Genomic DNA, 15451 nt, shown 5'->3' with positions numbered 1-15451 from the left:
CGAAGCGAAGCAATCCAGGAGTCTTTCCGCAGCGGCAGTCTGGATTGCTTCGTCGCAAGAGCTCCTCGCAATGACGACGAGAGTGCTGCGAACAACAGCCCCTACTTCTTCGCGTAGAGATCCTTGTACGTATCCCGCAGCACGTTCTTCTGCACCTTGCCCATGGTGTTGCGCGGCAGCTCGTCGACGACAAAGACGCGTTTGGGCATCTTGAACTTTGCCAGCCGGCCGTCGAGTGCCTTCAGCACCGCGGCCTCGGTCACATCGGCGCCCTTGTTGCAGACCAGCACGGCCGTGACGCCCTCGCCGAAATCGGCGTGGGGCACCCCGATCACGGCGGATTCGATCACGCCGGGCATGGCGTCGATCTCGCTCTCGATTTCCTTGGGGTAGACGTTGAAGCCGCCGGAGATGACGAGATCCTTGCCACGACCGAGAATGTGGACGTAACCCTTGGCGTCGATCTTGCCGAGGTCGCCGGTGATGAAGAAGCCGTCGTCGCGGAATTCGGCCTTGGTCTTCTCCGGCATGCGCCAGTAGCCCTTGAACACGTTGGGGCCCTTGACCTCGATCATGCCGATTTCGTCACGCGGCAGCTCCTTGCCCGTCTCGGGATCTGTGACGCGCACGGAGACGCCGGGAAGCGGAAAGCCGACCGCACCGGGCACGCGCTCGCCGTCATAGGGGTTCGAGGTGTTCATGTTGGTCTCGGTCATGCCGTAACGCTCGAGCACGGCATGCCCCGTCCGCGCCGACCATTCGCGATGGGTTTCGGCCAGCAGCGGCGCCGAGCCCGAGATGAACAGCCGCATATGCTTTGTGGTCTCGCGGGACAGCGCGGCATTCTGGAGCAGGCGGGTATAGAACGTCGGCACGCCCATCAGCACCGTGGCGCGCGCCATCAGCTTGATGATCAGATCCGGGTCGAGCTTCGGCAGGAAGATCATCGACGCGCGCGCGAACAGCGTCACGTTGGTCGCCACGAACAGGCCGTGGGTGTGGTAGATCGGCAGTGCGTGGATCAGTACGTCCTTGTCGGTGAAACGCCAGAAGCCGACCAGCGAGAGCGAGTTCGACGCCAGATTATCGTGGGTCAACATCGCGCCCTTGGAGCGGCCGGTGGTGCCGGACGTGTAGAGGATCGCGGCGAGATCGTCGTTTGCGCGCGACACGGTTGTGAATTCGCTGCTCGCCTTGTCGGCGGCTTCGCTCAGCGAGCCCTTGCCGTCAGGTCCGAGCGTCTCGATTGTCGCTTTCACCTTGGCGGCGATGGGGGCGAGGCCCTCCGCCTTGGCGGGATCGCAGACCACCAGCGAGGGCTCGGCATCGCCGATGAAGTAGTCGAGCTCGTTCAGGGTATAGGCGGTGTTGAGCGGCAGATAGACCGCGCCGGCCCGCACCGTCGCCAGATACAGTACGATGTTGGCCACGGATTTCTCGACCTGAACCGCAACGCGGTCGCCGGGCTTCACGCCGCGCGCGACCAGCACATTGGCCATCTGTCCGGCCCGGGCGATCAGGTCGCCATAGCTGATGCGCTCGCCGTCATGCGTCTCGATCGCGAGGCGCTTCGGATCGTCGAGGCCGTCGAACAGGCGGGAAAACAAATTGGCGTTGGCAGCTTGGTTCATGCAAGATTTCCTCGACCGCAAGGATTGACCGCAAGGCTCATAAGCAAGGCTCGTCAGACAAGGCCGGTCAAAACCGAGGGCTGGATTAGCAAAAACCGCCCCGATGAAGCAACGGAGACAGTTTGCATGACCAAAAACGGGAAACGCGTGGCCTGGGTGACAGGCGGGGGCAGCGGGATCGGGGAGGCCGGCGCCGAGGCGCTGGCGGCCGACGGCTGGACGGTGGTGGTCTCCGGCCGGCGCAAGGACGCCCTGGATACCGTGGTCGCGAAGATCACCGGGGCGGGCGGGGCCGCCGAGGCCATCGCGCTGGACGTATCGGTCGCCGCCGCGGCCCAGAAGGCGGCCGATCAAATCGTCGCGAAGCACGGCCGGATCGACCTGCTGGTCAACAATGCCGGCATCAATGTCCCCAAGCGCAGCTGGAAGGACATGGAACTGGAGGGCTGGGACCAACTGGTCCAGGTCAATCTCAACGGAGTGCTCTATTGCATGCGCGCAGTGCTGCCGACGATGCGCAAGCAGCAGGACGGCTCCATCATCAACGTCTCATCCTGGGCCGGCCGCCACGTCTCGAAAATGCCGGGCCCGGCCTACACCACGACAAAGCATGCGGTTCTGGCGCTGACCCATTCCTTTAACATGGACGAGTGCGTCAACGGCCTGCGTGCCTGCTGCCTGATGCCGGGCGAGGTGGCGACCCCGATCCTGAAGTTGCGCCCGGTGGTGCCGAGCGAGGAGGAGCAGGCCAGGATGCTGCAATCCGAAGATCTCGGCCGCACCATCGCGTTCATCGCAAGCATGCCGGCGCGGGTGTGCATCAACGAGCTCTTGATCAGCCCGACGCATAATCGCGGATTTATCCAGACGCCGCACAACAGGATTGAGGTGTAGCGCGCTGCCGCAATCTCTCCTCGTCGTCCCGGGGCGCGACGAAGTCGCGAGCCCGGGACCCATAACCACAGGGAAAAGTTGTCGCGCTAGACGGTCACTCCGAGTCTTCGCCAAATGTCTCCCTGTGGCTATGGGTCCCGGATCGTCGCTTCGCTTGTCCGGGACGACAGCGGAGTGTGTGGTGCGCTCGCCTCACCCCACGAGCAAACCCGCACTTAGTTTCAAGCATCACAAAGAAGTTTAATCCGAAACCGCTTCGCAAACCCTCCCGTAATTCGAGCCAACGACGTCGCTGCTGCTTCACGCTCACAGGTCGCAGCCACCGTTGTTGCCCAACGCAAACGCCGGCGACCGCCGGTCACCATCCAATCGGGAGACTCTCCATGTCGAAGCGCATTGCCTATCTTACCGCTGCAGCTTTCAGCGCGCTGGCCATCACCGCGACCGTCGTCGCGCCCGCCCGCGCCGAGGAAAAGACCGTCATGGTCGGCGGCGCCGCGATGTTCCCGTCCAAGAACATCGTCCAGAACGCGGTTAACTCGAAGGACCACACCACGCTGGTGGCGGCGGTGAAGGCGGCCGGCCTGGTGCCGACGCTGGAAGGCAAGGGCCCGTTCACGGTGTTCGCGCCGACCAACGCCGCCTTCGGCAAGCTGCCGGCCGGCACCGTCGATACCCTGGTCAAGCCTGAGAACAAGGCGACGCTGACCAAGATCCTGACCTACCATGTCGTGCCCGGCAAGCTCGAGGCTTCCGATCTCACCGACGGCAAGAAGATGAAGACCGCTGAAGGCGAGGAGCTGACGGTGAAGAAGATGGACGGCAAGGTCTGGATCGTCGATGCCAAGGGCGGCACCTCGATGGTGACGATCTCCAATGTCAACCAGTCGAACGGCGTGATCCATGTGGTCGACACCGTGCTGATGCCGGCGACCTGACACCGCGCCGTCCGGCTTCATCCCCGTGCCGGATGCGACGAAATGGCGAGCCGGGGGCACCCGGCTCGCTTTATTGTGACCACGATAGACCGCCGGTATGGATTCGATGCCGGGCAGGGCGTAACGAAAGCGGAAGCATCGGCGTATAATTGCCGTCAGACGATGTTCAGGACGGAACCATCATGTCGAGCCTTACTGTGACCGACGAGCAGGTCAGCGCCACCCCGACCAAGGTGATCCAGCCGGCCTGGGTCCGGGTCATGCACTGGATCAACGCCCTCGCCATGATCCTGATGATCCTGTCGGGTTGGCAGATCTACAACGCCTCGCCGCTGTTCGGTTTCAGCTTTCCGCGCGACTACACGCTCGGCGGCTGGCTCGGCGGCGGCCTGCTCTGGCACTTTGCGGCGATGTGGCTCTTGATGATCAACGGCCTCGCTTATCTCATCACCGGCTTTGCCACCGGCCGCTTCCGGAAAAAACTGCTGCCGATCACCCCGTCCGGCGTGCTCCAGGATGTCAGGGCGGCCCTGACCTTCAAGCTCGGCCATGCCGATCTCACCGTCTACAATTACGTCCAGCGCGTGCTTTATGCCGGCATCATCCTGGTCGGCGTCCTGATCGTGCTGTCGGGGCTGGGGATGTGGAAGCCGGTGCAATTGCACTGGCTCGTGAGCCTGTTCGGCGACTATCCAACCGCGCGCTACATCCATTTCTTCTGCATGGCCGCGATCTGCGCCTTCCTCGTCATTCACGTTTTGCTCGCGCTGCTGGTGCCGAAGAGCCTGCGTGCGATGATCATCGGCCGCTAGAGCGGAGCAAGAACCATGGCGAAGCGCTCATTCCTGATCCCCGGCGTCGACAAGCGGCTGCTGATCAAGGACTCCATCAAGACGATGCCAGACGTCAGCCGCCGCCGCTTCATCGCGGGCGGCGCCAGCTTGGGGGCGCTGACGCTGCTTACCGGCTGCGACGTGATCGACTCATCCTCCGCCGAGGAGATGCTGAAGTCGGTTTCGAAATTCAACGATGCCGTGCAGGATTTCATCTTCAATCCCGATGCGATGGCCCCAACATTTGCGGAAAGCGCGATCACAAAGCCGTTTCCGTTCAACGCCTATTACGATCTCGACGACGCGCCCGAAGTCGACGGTGCCGACTGGAAGCTCGAAGTCCGCGGTCTCGTCGACAACAAGAAGTCGTGGACTCTTCCGGAATTGTACAAGCTGCCGCAGGTCACGCAGATCACCCGTCACATCTGCGTCGAGGGCTGGAGCGCGATCGGCAGCTGGACCGGCACGCCGATGCGCGACTTCCTCAAGCTGATCGGCGCCGACACGCGCGCGAAGTACGTCTGGTTCCAGTGCGCCGACAAGGACGGCTACAATTCACCGCTCGACATGCGCACCGCGCTGCATCCGCAGACCCAGATGACGTTCAAATACGCCGGCGAAATCCTGCCGCGCGCGTATGGGTTTCCAATGAAAATCCGCGTGCCGACCAAGCTCGGCTTCAAGAACCCGAAATACGTGGTGTCGATGGAAGTCACCAACGACTACAAGGGCGGCTATTGGGAAGACCAGGGGTACAATTCGTTTAGTGGGAGCTAGCTCCGCGAGTTAACCTGATCGTCGTCCCGGCGAAGGCCGGGACCCATAACCACAGGGAGAAGTTTGGCGAAGATTCGTAGTGAAGCGTCCTCCCACTGTACTCTCGCCTGCACCCATCGATAGATCACGCGGTATGGGTCCCGGCCTTCGCCGGGACGACACCCGCTATATAGCCGGCCCCACTTTGCGCTGACACAGCGCCGCAACCGCGCCCAGCGCCAGCAGCGCTGCAGACACATTCAGCGCGTAACTCAGGCTCCCCAGCGCGTCCGTGATCGCGCCGACCACGATCGGGCCGAGCGTCTGACCGACGCCGAACGAGATCGTCATCGCCGCGATCGCGGTCGGCCACACCTCGGGCGGATAGTTGAAGCGCACGAAGGCGGTGGTCGAGCCGACCACGGCGAAGAAGGCGACGCCGAACACGACGGCTGACACCGCGAGCCATGCCGGCGAATGCCCGAGCATCGGCAGGGCGGCGCCGAGCGCGTTGGTGCCGAGGATGATGGCGGTCGCCAGTCCGCCGCGATCGAGCGCGAGCACGCGGCGCCAGGCCCACGGCGTGACGAAGGCGCTCAAGCCGATCAGGCTCCAGAACGCGGCCTGCGCCGCGGCTCCGCCGCCGCCGTCGCGCACATATGCGATCATGAAGGTCATGTAGGCGATGTAGCCCGCGCCGAACAGGAAGTAGCCGGCGAGATAGATCAGCACCGGAAAAATGGCGAAGGCGCCGTGGCTGCCTTGCGAGAAACGCACGCCGCTCTCGATGCGGACCAGGAACAGCGGCACGGTCATGACGACGGACAGCAGGGTCATCGCCCACCACACCATCCACCACGAGCCCGGCCCGAAATATTGCAGCGTGAACGGGGCGATCAGCCCTGAGGCGAGAATGCCGATGCCGGGCCCGGCATAAAACAGGCTGAGCAGGAAATTGGCCCGCTCCGGCCGCGACTGCGCGATGGAAGCGGCCAGCGCGCCGCCGGCGACGAAGCCGGCTGCGGCGCCAACGCCCAGTGCGAGACGGGCCAGGCTCAGCGCAACGAAATTCCCGGTCAGCGCGCAAGTCGCAAGCGCCGCGACGCAGGCCAGGGTTCCGCCGCGGATCGCGGCCGACCAGCCGAACCGTTCGATCAACCGGGATGCCACCAGGGCGCCGACGAGGTAGCCGACGGCGTTGATGGTGTTCATGAAACCGGCCGCCGAGTAGGACCAACCGAGGTCCTCCCGCATGTCCGGCAGCACCAAGGCATAGGCAAAGCGGCCGATGCCGAGCCCGACCGTCGCAGCCAGCGACAGGGTCAGGATCAGCCGCGCGGGGTGGGCGGGCGGGGGGAAGTCAGGTGCGTGCAAGGGGGTACTCCGGCATGCGCAGTGTGGCAGGCCCTGCCCGCCTTGCACAGAACCGAAGCGGCAATGGTGTCTTGCCAAGCACGCAACGCCGCTCTAGCACTCCGGCCGAAATTCACGAGATGCCGTCATGCCCGGCCTTGTGCCGGGCATCCACGTTCTTCACCGCCGTAAGCAAGGACGTGGATGGCCGGGACATAGGCGAGCGGAAGCGACGCCGTCCTTTGGCCGGCTATGCCGGCCATGACGAAACGGAGGAAGAACGACCATGGCGACCCACAAACTGCTGCTGCTTCCCGGCGACGGTATCGGCCCCGAGGTAATGGGCGAGGTGAAGCGGCTGATCGACTGGCTCAATTCGGCGGGCATCGCCAGGTTCGAGACCGACACCGGCCTCGTCGGCGGTTCGGCCTACGACGCGCACAAGGTGTCGATCTCGGAAGGCGATATGGCCAAGGCCAAGGACGCCGACGCGATCATCTTCGGCGCGGTCGGCGGCCCAAAATGGGACGCGGTGCCCTACGAGGTGCGCCCCGAAGCCGGCCTGCTGCGCCTGCGCAAGGATCTCGGTCTGTTCGCCAACCTCCGTCCCGCCGTGTGCTACCCCGCGCTCGCGGAGGCCTCGAGCCTGAAGCGCGAGGCGGTCGAGGGCCTCGACATCATGATCGTGCGCGAGCTCACCGGCGGCGTCTATTTCGGCGAGCCCAAGACCATCACCGATCTCGGCAACGGCCAGAAGCGCGCCATCGATACCCAGGTCTACGACACCTATGAAATCGAGCGCATCGGCCGCGTCGCCTTCGAGCTTGCGAAGAAGCGCAAGAACAAGGTGACGTCGATGGAGAAGCGCAACGTCATGAAGTCGGGCGTGCTCTGGAACGAGGTCATGACCCAGGTCCACAAGCGCGAATACCCCGACGTCACGCTCGAGCACCAGCTCGCCGATTCCGGCGGCATGATGCTGGTGAAATGGCCGAAGCAGTTCGACGTCATCGTCACCGACAATCTATTCGGAGACATGCTGTCCGACATCGCTGCGATGCTGACGGGATCGCTCGGCATGCTGCCCTCGGCCTCGCTCGGCGAGGTTGACGTCAAGAGCAAGAAGCGCAAGGCGCTGTACGAGCCCGTGCACGGTTCGGCGCCTGATATCGCAGGCCAGGGTCTCGCCAATCCGATCGCGATGATCTCGTCCTTCGGCATGGCGCTGCGTTATTCCTTCGACATGGGCGCGCTCGCCGACAAGGTCGACGCCGCGATCGCCGCCGTGCTGGCCAGCGGCCTGCGTACCGCCGACATCAAGTCGGAAGGCACAATTGCCGCCTCGACCACGCAGATGGGCGAAGCGATCCTGAAGGAATTGCAGAAGCTGCACGCCTAGAGTCGTAGCCCGGATGGAGCGAAGCGAAATCCGGGGTTCTTGCGGCGCGTTGAAAAATCCCGGATTGCGCTCCGCTCCATCCGGGCTACACGACAAACAAAAATGGCCGGGCGCGAGCCCGGCCATTTTGATTCGGTCGATATGTCCGCCTCAGTACAGCGGGAAATTCTGCGGATAGCCGCCAACATCCTGCGGCGTGCTCAGCGGCTGGCGATCGATCGGGCGGTTGAGATTTTCGCGCGCGAAGGTCGGATAGCCCACCGCCGGCGGGAAGGCGTAGTCGGAGAACTTGCGGTCGCCCGGATTGACCTCGGTGCCGCCGTCGAGCCAGGAGCGCTTGCTCACATAGATGCGGGTGCGGCCCTGCTGATAGGTCGCGTTGGGGCCGCTCGGACCGTAATAGGGACGGCCGTTGTCATAGCGCTGCTTCTTGGTTTCGGCCGAGGCGGGTGTCGCGAAGGCTGAGGACATGGCAATCACGGCGCCGGCCGCAAGCCACATCGCCAGTTTGTTCGCGGCAGAGAAATTCGAGCTCATCACGTCCCCTTCAGGCGGCAAGCCGCCAATCAATTTCACCCTCATACTAACCCGGCCGGGGCGGCTGCAACTAGGTCTATTGGGTCACACCAGCGCTGAATAATCGTGCGCGCCGGCAAAAGTTGCATGGATACAGCCACTTGAGCTTGATGCCGGTCAAAGCGCTCCGCGCAATTGCGCATTGGCGGCGCCGAGCAGCCAGTCCGACGATCCCGGCGGTGCGCAGGGACGGCGCTTCAGCTCCGCATGGGCGAACAATTCGGCCAGCTTCGGCTCGTTGCCCGAGGTCAACAGCGTCAGCCGGTTCAGCGTGCAGGCGATCGCCGCGCGCCGGGCGGGCAGGCTGTCGCCCTGGCAGGAAAATCCGGAGATCTGGAGCGCCGGCTCCTCGCTGCGCTTGAGGTAGCCGAGGCAGGCCCGCGTGCCTTCCGGGATGCCGGTCGGCCGGAACAGGGCGACGGGGCCGAACTTCGTGTCGATCAGGCCGGCTTGCTCCAGCGGGTTCGCGGTGCCCAGTCCCATCCGGACGGCCAGGTCCATCGTTGCCGGACGCGCCACGTCGAATTCGCCGCCTTCCCGGTAAATCTCGAGCTCGGCCACGGCCTCGTCCGCCTCGCCCGCCCAGCGCATCACGTCCCTGCGGCCGCCTTCGGGGTGCCTGAGGATGGTGTAAGAGGCTGTTTTTTCTGACGAATCGAGCCGGCTGAGGGCGAAGGCCGGAGGCGACCGGTCGGCCACGCTCCAATTCGGTTTCAGCGCCGGCTCGTCGTCGCGCAAGTTTGGCAGCTGGCCGAGTGCCGCCAGGCCGAGGATGGCAAACAGCACCAAAGCCCCCACATAGGCGAACAAGCGTGCCAGCGTGCCGACGACCTCGTCGGCGAAGGCTGCAAGCGCCAGATGGATCTGGGTGGGGTTTGCGGCCGAGCTGGCCTCGGGCGACTGCATTCACGTCCCTAAGGCATGGTCCAACGTTGTCTTGAGGCCGGTTCTCGCATAGAAGCGCTGCTCTTCCTGTTTAAGCCTCAGCTTCAGGAACGAGCTTTTTCGTCGGAGAGTGAACGATGGGTTACAAAGTCGCAGTCGTCGGCGCGACCGGCAATGTCGGACGGGAAATGCTCAACATCCTCGATGAGCGCAAATTCCCCGCGGACGAGGTTGTGGCCCTGGCGTCACGCCGCAGCATGGGCGTCGAGGTCTCCTACGGCGACCGCACGCTGAAGGTCAAAGCGCTCGAGCATTACGACTTCTCCGACGTCGACATCTGCCTGATGTCGGCCGGCGGCGAGGTGTCGAAGGAATGGTCGCCGAAGATCGGCGCCGCCGGCACGGTCGTGATCGACAATTCCTCGGCCTGGCGCATGGATCCGGACGTGCCGTTGATCGTACCGGAAGTGAATGCGGACGCGACCGCCGGCTTCAAGAAGAAGAACATCATCGCCAACCCGAACTGCTCGACCGCGCAGCTCGTGGTCGCGCTCAAGCCGCTGCACGACAAGGCGACGATCAAGCGCGTCGTGGTCTCGACCTATCAATCGGTGTCGGGCGCCGGCAAGGATGCGATGGACGAATTGTTCTCGCAGACCAAGGCCGTCTACACCAACCAGGAGCTGGTCAATAACAAGTTTCCCGCGCGCATCGCCTTCAACGTCATTCCCCAGATCGACGTCTTCATGGAGGACGGCTACACCAAGGAAGAGTGGAAGATGATGGCGGAGACCAAGAAGATTCTTGATCCCAAGATCAAGCTCTCCGCGACCTGCGTGCGCGTGCCGGTTTTCGTCGGTCATTCCGAGGCCGTCAACATCGAGTTCGAGAATCCGATCAGCGTGGACGAAGCGCGCGACATCCTGCGCAAGGCGCCGGGCTGCCTCGTCATCGACAAGCATGAGCCTGGCGGCTACGCCACACCGTATGAAGCCGCCGGCGAGGACGCCACCTATATCAGCCGCATCCGCGAGGACGCGACGGTGGAGAACGGCCTCGTGCTGTGGTGCGTGTCGGACAATCTACGCAAGGGCGCCGCGCTCAACGCGATCCAGATCGCGGAAGTCCTGATCAACCGCAAGCTGATCAGCGCGAAGAAGAAGGCGGCGTAACTCCGCTGCCGTAGGATGGGCAAAGGCGCGAAGCGCCGTGCCCACCATCTCTCCACGACCGCGATAGAAGTGGTGGGCACGCGACGCTTTGCCCACCCTACGAATTCAGGCCGAGTCGAGACAGGCCTACGCCACGCTTCGCGCGTTCCTGAATTCCTTCGCGTCCTTGTCCAGCACGAACAACGATCCCTCCGCGACGCCGAAATAGGCGCCGTGGGTCTGCATCTGGCCGCTCTCGACCGCCTTCTGCACGAACGGGAAGGTCATCAGGTTTTCCAGGCTGCGGAACACCGCGGCCTTTTCGATGCGCTCGACGAATTGCGCCATGGTCTCGTGGTCGCGCTGCTCCACCACCTCGCCCGGCTTGATGAACATCTGCATCCATTTGCCGATGAAGTCGCCCGGCGTGAGCGGCTCGATCTTGTCGACGAAGGCGCGGATGCCGCCGCACTGGGCGTGCCCGAGCACCACGATGTGCTTCACCTTCAGCACCGTCACGGCATATTCCAGCGCCGCCGAGACGCCATGCGCGTTGCCGTCGGGCTGATACACCGGCACCAGATTGGCGATGTTGCGGACAACGAAGAGTTCGCCCGGTCCGACGTCGAAGATCACTTCGGGCGAGACGCGGCTATCGCAGCAGCCGATCACCATCACTTCAGGGAACTGCCCCTTCACCGACAGCTCGCGGTAGCGGGTCTGCTCGGTCGGCAGCCGCTGGGTGGCGAAGGCCTTGTAGCCTTCCAGCAAATGCTCTGGGAATGTGGTCATGGCCTATGCCTAATCATATACCGCTGGAGCGAACAAGCCTTTCGAATAGGCAGGCCAGATGCTATCCGCTTCGGTCGGAAGTGAGACGAGGAAACGGAAGGAACGCTTGCATGACCCGCCCGCGCCGCAGCCATCTGTTCATGCCCGGCTCCAACCCCCGCGCGCTGGAAAAGGCGCGTAATCTCGCCGCCGACGGCCTGATCCTTGATCTGGAAGATTCCGTCGCGCCCGATGCCAAGGCGGTGGCGCGCGACGGCATCGCCGCCGCGATCGCAGCCAAAGGGTTCGGCAAGCGCGAGATCCTGATCCGGACCAACGGCCTCGACACGGCGTGGTGGGCCGACGATCTCGCGATGGCGGCGAAGGCCTCGCCGGACGGCATCCTGGTTCCAAAGGTTTCAAGCGTGGAGGACCTCGACACGATCGGCCACCGCCTCGCCGGGCTCGGCGCGGCGCCGACCGTAAGAGTCTGGGCCATGATCGAGACCGCACGCGCGGTGCTGCATGCCGAAGAGCTGGCGGCCGCGGGGAGCGATCCCGCGCGGCGCCTGTCAGGCTTCGTGTTCGGCCCGAACGACATCTCGCGCGAGACGCGCATCAAGATGCTGCCCGGCCGCGCCGCGATGATCCCGATGATCACCCATTGCATCCTGGCAACGCGCGCCCATGGCCTCGAAATCCTCGACGGCCCCTACAGCGACATCGCCAACTCCGACGGTTTCGCCACCGAATGCGCGCAAGGCCGCGATCTCGGTTTTGACGGCAAGACGCTGATCCATCCCGCGCAGATCGAAGCCTGCAACGCGATCTTCACCCCGCCCGAAGAGGAAGTCGCGCGCGCCCGAAAGATCATCGCCGCCTTCGAATTGCCGGAGAACGTCTCGAGGGGCGCGATCCGTCTCGACGGCGCCATGGTGGAGCGCCTGCACGCCGACATGGCACGGCGCACGATCGAGATCGCGGACGCGATTGCAGCGATGGGGAAGGGTTGAGGGCTCGCCGCTTTCGACAGCGCTTTGCTGCGAGTTCAGGAACTGCGTCGTCGCGTCACTGCCTCCGTCTCGCATTCTTCAGGGTTTCGGATGGCAGCTCACCGACCGCTCGCCGATATTCCGATGCAAAGCGTCCAAGATTCTGGAAGCCACATTTGAACGCGACGGCGACTACGCTGGTCTGCTCATCGGGATGTCGCAAGAGCTCCGTCGCCCGCTGCAGCCGGAAGCGCCGCGCGAACTGACCCGGTGATCCCCGCCCCGCCAGGGAGAATTCCCGATAAACCGTCCGCACGCTGACGTTGGCGATTGCGGCCATCTTCTCCAGATCGATTGGTTCGTCCCAGTGAGCCTCGATGTAGGATTCGACGATGTCGATGACGGATCGGTTGGCGCCCGGTGCCGGGCCCTGAAACCGGTCAGTGAAATTGTGCCGGTGCGCCAGAAGGATTCGAACCATCAGCGCCCGCTCAAGTTCGCCGATGGCTATGGGGGAGTAATCCTGGCCGAACCTGTCCAACTCCTCCGCGAATCTAAAGACGTCCTGACGAACATGAGTCATCACCGACGGATCAGCTTCGCCCGGGGCGAAACGCAGCTCCGTGTCGCTATCATCGCCCAGGATTGTCTTGAGCAACCGCTCGAGTGCGCCGGCATCGATCCTCAGGACCAATTGGCGATAGCCCGGCGCAAACTCGAGATCCAGCCTGGCGTCTCCGGAGATGATCGGGCTGAAGGCCTCAATCAGCTCGCTGCTCCCATTGGTCCTGAAGCTCGCAGCCCCCTGGATGGAGAAGAACTGGCGGAGAATCTGCGATTCTGGAAAGGAGAGCGACGCCGCACCGTCGTAGCCGCAGAACGCGAGGCCGATCGATTGCAAGCGCGCAAAATTGGCGTGGATACCGAACTCGCCGCCGTGCTTGTCGAAGCGGTCGGCGCCATATTCGGCGAACAGGCGGTCGCGCGCGAACTCGCTGTCGCGCGACTGAAGCAAAGGATACCGGTCGAGAAAGAGACGCCGCCCAAATCAGAATTCCTCCCCGCAGAGACTAGCGTATCGCCTCCCCGGCGCTGCCAATGCGAGACTGAATGAGACGGCTGTCGGACGTGACTGGATCACTCGAGGAGGCATCAACGCGCTCATGTCGGCTGCGACCAATTGTCCGATCCCCATACGCATACCTGATCCTCGGGCCCACGGACTCGTGATCGATCGTTGCCGGCCGCATTGCCGACTATCGATAACGATCTTTAGGCCTTTGTTCGCAATTCAAAGCCGATGGCCTGTTCGGCGAGTCAGCAAAGGTCGGGAAGTTTATGTCCGGCTAATCGCGTTGGCGGAATCCGGCCATTGTGTCTTCGATCGGACAAATACTCTGATAATTCGATTCGTATAGCTCGTTCATGTGCTGGGTCGCGGAGCCGACGAACGGTCGGTCCTCGTGAGATTCCGAGCGAGATCATGAATTCTGCGATCGCTTGCAAGCCCACGCGCTGCAAACGGGCCATCAATTTCGGAGCGATGAAATGTTCGGTCGTAAATCCCGTGTCGATGCACAAGCTCAGATTGAGGCAATCGGCCGGTCGCAAGCCATGATCGAATTCAATCTTGATGGGACGATCATCACGGCTAACAAGAATTTTCTCGACGCCCTCGGCTATCGGCTCGATGAAATCCAAGGCAAGCATCATTCCATGTTCGTTCCCGCCGACCAGCGCGATAGCGCCGAGTACAAGGCGTTCTGGGCCGCATTGAACCATGGCGAGTATCAGGCGCGCGAGGTCAAGCGCATCGCGAACGGCGGCCGCGAGGTCTGGATCGAAGCGTCCTACAATCCGGTGCTCGACGGCAACGGCAAGACGGTGAGGGTCGCCAAGATTGCGACCGACATCACCGGGAAGAAGATCCGCAGCATGGCGGACGCTTCCAAGATCGCCGGCATCAGCCGTGCGCAGGCCGTGATCGAGTTCAAGCTCGACGGCACCATTGTCACCGCCAACGAGAATTTCTGCAACGCGCTCGGCTATTCGCTGACCGAGATCCAAGGCAAGCATCACAGCCTCTTCGTGCCACAGGCCGAGCGCGACGGCACGGCCTATCGCGAGTTCTGGGCCGCGCTCAACCGTGGCGAATACCAGGCCGGCGAGTTCAAGCGCATCGGCAAGGGCGGTCGCGAGGTCTGGATCCTCGCCTACTACAATCCATTGCTCGACGAGAATGGCAAGCCGTCCGGCGTCGTCAAGTTCGCCACCGACGTCACGGCGGAGAAGCTGAAGACCGCCGATCTCGCCGGTCAGATCGCGGCGATCGACAAGGCGCAGGCGGTGATCGAGTTCAACATGGACGGCACGATCATCACCGCGAATGCCAACTTCCTGAGCGCGCTCGGGTACTCGTTGGCCGAGATCAAGGGCAAGTATCACGGCATGTTTGTCGAGCCGTCGGAGCGCGATGGCAATGGCAATCGCGAGTTCTGGGCGGCGCTCAACCGCGGTCAGTACCAGGCGGCCGAATACAAGCGCATCGGCAAGGGCGGCAAGGAGGTCTACATCCAGGCCTCGTACAACCCGATCATGGATCTCAACGGCAAGCCGTTCAAGGTCGTGAAATATGCGACCGACGTCACGAAGCAGGTGCTGGTCCGCATGGGCAACGAGCGCGTCCGCGGCATGATGGAATCGGTCGCCGCCGGATCGGAGGAGCTGAACGCCTCGGTGCGGGAGATCTCCGAGGCCATGACCAAATCGCGCGAGACGGCGATGAGCGCGGTGGAGCAGGTCGCCACCGCCGACGCCCAGGCGCAGCGCCTCACTGAAGCGGCGCTGGCGATGAGCGGGATCGTCGAGCTCATCAACAACATCACCGGGCAGATCAACCTCCTGGCACTTAACGCCACCATCGAATCCGCCCGCGCCGGCGAAGCCGGTCGGGGCTTTGCGGTGGTGGCCTCGGAGGTCAAGAGCCTCGCGAACCAAGCCAAGCAGGCCACTGACAAGATCGGCGCTGAGATCGGTAGCCTCAACGGCATCTCCGGAGACGTCGTCAGCGCGCTCGGCTCGATCAAGACGGCGATCAACAATGTCAGCGAATACGTAACGTCGACGGCCGCGGCGATCGAAGAGCAAAGCACGGTGACCAACGAGATGTCGACCAGCATGCAGCGCGCCGCAGCGGAAGCCGCCGCGATGGCCGCTGGTGCATGATCTTCGCGCAGACCGCGTTGACGGTCTGCTACGGGATTTGCAAGGCC

Annotated in this window: 15 protein-coding genes; 8 read left to right on the top strand and 7 right to left on the bottom strand. The window is 63.4% G+C overall.

What is annotated here, in order from left to right; translation table 11 throughout:
* Positions 1–101: 101 nt before the first annotated feature.
* Positions 102–1631, bottom strand: a complete 1530-nt coding sequence (locus ABIC03_RS34405) for a malonate--CoA ligase (RefSeq protein ID WP_354064753.1) — start codon at positions 1629–1631, stop codon at positions 102–104.
* A gap of 126 nt (positions 1632–1757) precedes the next feature.
* On the opposite strand from ABIC03_RS34405, the gene ABIC03_RS34400 reads away from it, so the two are divergent.
* The 4 genes from ABIC03_RS34400 (at position 1758) to ABIC03_RS34385 (ending at position 5073) form a co-directional block, all read left to right on the top strand.
* Positions 1758–2525: an SDR family oxidoreductase gene (locus tag ABIC03_RS34400; RefSeq protein ID WP_354064751.1), complete on the top strand. Its 768-nt coding sequence runs from the start codon at positions 1758–1760 to the stop codon at positions 2523–2525.
* A 383-nt stretch (positions 2526–2908) separates the two neighbouring features.
* On the top strand, positions 2909–3463 hold the full coding sequence (locus ABIC03_RS34395; protein ID WP_354064749.1) for a fasciclin domain-containing protein: 555 nt from the start codon (positions 2909–2911) through the stop codon (positions 3461–3463).
* A 182-nt stretch (positions 3464–3645) separates the two neighbouring features.
* Positions 3646–4275, top strand: a complete 630-nt coding sequence (locus ABIC03_RS34390; protein ID WP_354064747.1) for a cytochrome b/b6 domain-containing protein — start codon at positions 3646–3648, stop codon at positions 4273–4275.
* 15 nt (positions 4276–4290) lie between these two features.
* Positions 4291–5073 carry a molybdopterin-dependent oxidoreductase gene (locus ABIC03_RS34385; RefSeq protein WP_354064745.1) on the top strand — a complete coding sequence of 261 codons (783 nt, stop codon included), beginning with the start codon at positions 4291–4293 and terminating at the stop codon, positions 5071–5073.
* 165 nt (positions 5074–5238) lie between these two features.
* On the opposite strand, the gene ABIC03_RS34380 is transcribed toward ABIC03_RS34385, so the two are convergent.
* The gene (locus tag ABIC03_RS34380; protein WP_354064743.1) at positions 5239–6426 is read right to left on the bottom strand and encodes a YbfB/YjiJ family MFS transporter; all 1188 of its coding nucleotides are present in this window, start codon (positions 6424–6426) and stop codon (positions 5239–5241) included.
* Between the two features lie 265 nt (positions 6427–6691).
* Here ABIC03_RS34380 and leuB point away from each other — a divergent pair, with 265 nt between their 5' ends.
* Positions 6692–7804 carry a 3-isopropylmalate dehydrogenase gene (leuB, locus tag ABIC03_RS34375; RefSeq protein ID WP_354064741.1) on the top strand — a complete coding sequence of 371 codons (1113 nt, stop codon included), beginning with the start codon at positions 6692–6694 and terminating at the stop codon, positions 7802–7804.
* Positions 7805–7954: 150 nt separating this feature from the next.
* On the opposite strand, the gene ABIC03_RS34370 is transcribed toward leuB, so the two are convergent.
* The gene (locus ABIC03_RS34370; protein WP_354064739.1) at positions 7955–8341 is read right to left on the bottom strand and encodes a hypothetical protein; all 387 of its coding nucleotides are present in this window, start codon (positions 8339–8341) and stop codon (positions 7955–7957) included.
* 156 nt (positions 8342–8497) lie between these two features.
* Positions 8498–9286 (bottom strand): hypothetical protein, encoded by a 789-nt coding sequence (locus ABIC03_RS34365; protein ID WP_354064737.1) that lies wholly within the window; start codon positions 9284–9286, stop codon positions 8498–8500.
* Positions 9287–9402: 116 nt separating this feature from the next.
* On the opposite strand from ABIC03_RS34365, the gene ABIC03_RS34360 reads away from it, so the two are divergent.
* On the top strand, positions 9403–10437 hold the full coding sequence (locus tag ABIC03_RS34360) for an aspartate-semialdehyde dehydrogenase (protein ID WP_275174609.1): 1035 nt from the start codon (positions 9403–9405) through the stop codon (positions 10435–10437).
* Positions 10438–10563: 126 nt separating this feature from the next.
* Here the strand turns inward: ABIC03_RS34360 and ABIC03_RS34355 are convergent, their stop codons facing one another.
* Positions 10564–11208 carry a carbonic anhydrase gene (locus ABIC03_RS34355; RefSeq protein ID WP_275174610.1) on the bottom strand — a complete coding sequence of 215 codons (645 nt, stop codon included), beginning with the start codon at positions 11206–11208 and terminating at the stop codon, positions 10564–10566.
* 110 nt (positions 11209–11318) lie between these two features.
* Between ABIC03_RS34355 and ABIC03_RS34350 the strand changes: the two genes are divergently transcribed.
* Positions 11319–12200 (top strand): HpcH/HpaI aldolase/citrate lyase family protein, encoded by an 882-nt coding sequence (locus ABIC03_RS34350; protein ID WP_354064734.1) that lies wholly within the window; start codon positions 11319–11321, stop codon positions 12198–12200.
* A gap of 55 nt (positions 12201–12255) precedes the next feature.
* Here ABIC03_RS34350 and ABIC03_RS34345 read toward each other — a convergent pair whose 3' ends face one another.
* Both ABIC03_RS34345 and ABIC03_RS34340 read right to left on the bottom strand, forming a co-directional pair.
* Positions 12256–13194 (bottom strand): helix-turn-helix transcriptional regulator, encoded by a 939-nt coding sequence (locus ABIC03_RS34345; RefSeq protein ID WP_354064732.1) that lies wholly within the window; start codon positions 13192–13194, stop codon positions 12256–12258.
* A gap of 302 nt (positions 13195–13496) precedes the next feature.
* Positions 13497–13892 carry a hypothetical protein gene (locus ABIC03_RS34340; RefSeq protein ID WP_354065033.1) on the bottom strand — a complete coding sequence of 132 codons (396 nt, stop codon included), beginning with the start codon at positions 13890–13892 and terminating at the stop codon, positions 13497–13499.
* Between ABIC03_RS34340 and ABIC03_RS34335 the strand changes: the two genes are divergently transcribed.
* On the top strand, positions 13776–15404 hold the full coding sequence (locus ABIC03_RS34335; protein ID WP_354065028.1) for a methyl-accepting chemotaxis protein: 1629 nt from the start codon (positions 13776–13778) through the stop codon (positions 15402–15404). The genes ABIC03_RS34340 and ABIC03_RS34335 overlap by 117 nt on opposite strands.
* Positions 15405–15451 lie beyond the last annotated feature (47 nt).

The sequence above is a fragment of the Bradyrhizobium sp. RT6a genome (assembly GCF_040547675.1).
Classification (GTDB): domain Bacteria; phylum Pseudomonadota; class Alphaproteobacteria; order Rhizobiales; family Xanthobacteraceae; genus Bradyrhizobium.
This window is presented reverse-complemented; position numbering and strand designations above follow the sequence as displayed.

Coding starts and splice junctions, on each gene's coding strand:
- ABIC03_RS34405 (WP_354064753.1), bottom strand. CDS start 1,631: ATGAACCAAGCTGCCAACGCCAATTTGTTTTCCCGCCTGTTCGACGGC.
- ABIC03_RS34400 (WP_354064751.1), top strand. CDS start 1,758: ATGACCAAAAACGGGAAACGCGTGGCCTGGGTGACAGGCGGGGGCAGC.
- ABIC03_RS34395 (WP_354064749.1), top strand. CDS start 2,909: ATGTCGAAGCGCATTGCCTATCTTACCGCTGCAGCTTTCAGCGCGCTG.
- ABIC03_RS34390 (WP_354064747.1), top strand. CDS start 3,646: ATGTCGAGCCTTACTGTGACCGACGAGCAGGTCAGCGCCACCCCGACC.
- ABIC03_RS34385 (WP_354064745.1), top strand. CDS start 4,291: ATGGCGAAGCGCTCATTCCTGATCCCCGGCGTCGACAAGCGGCTGCTG.
- leuB (WP_354064741.1), top strand. CDS start 6,692: ATGGCGACCCACAAACTGCTGCTGCTTCCCGGCGACGGTATCGGCCCC.
- ABIC03_RS34370 (WP_354064739.1), bottom strand. CDS start 8,341: ATGAGCTCGAATTTCTCTGCCGCGAACAAACTGGCGATGTGGCTTGCG.
- ABIC03_RS34365 (WP_354064737.1), bottom strand. CDS start 9,286: ATGCAGTCGCCCGAGGCCAGCTCGGCCGCAAACCCCACCCAGATCCAT.
- ABIC03_RS34360 (WP_275174609.1), top strand. CDS start 9,403: ATGGGTTACAAAGTCGCAGTCGTCGGCGCGACCGGCAATGTCGGACGG.
- ABIC03_RS34355 (WP_275174610.1), bottom strand. CDS start 11,208: ATGACCACATTCCCAGAGCATTTGCTGGAAGGCTACAAGGCCTTCGCC.
- ABIC03_RS34350 (WP_354064734.1), top strand. CDS start 11,319: ATGACCCGCCCGCGCCGCAGCCATCTGTTCATGCCCGGCTCCAACCCC.
- ABIC03_RS34340 (WP_354065033.1), bottom strand. CDS start 13,892: ATGATGCTTGCCTTGGATTTCATCGAGCCGATAGCCGAGGGCGTCGAG.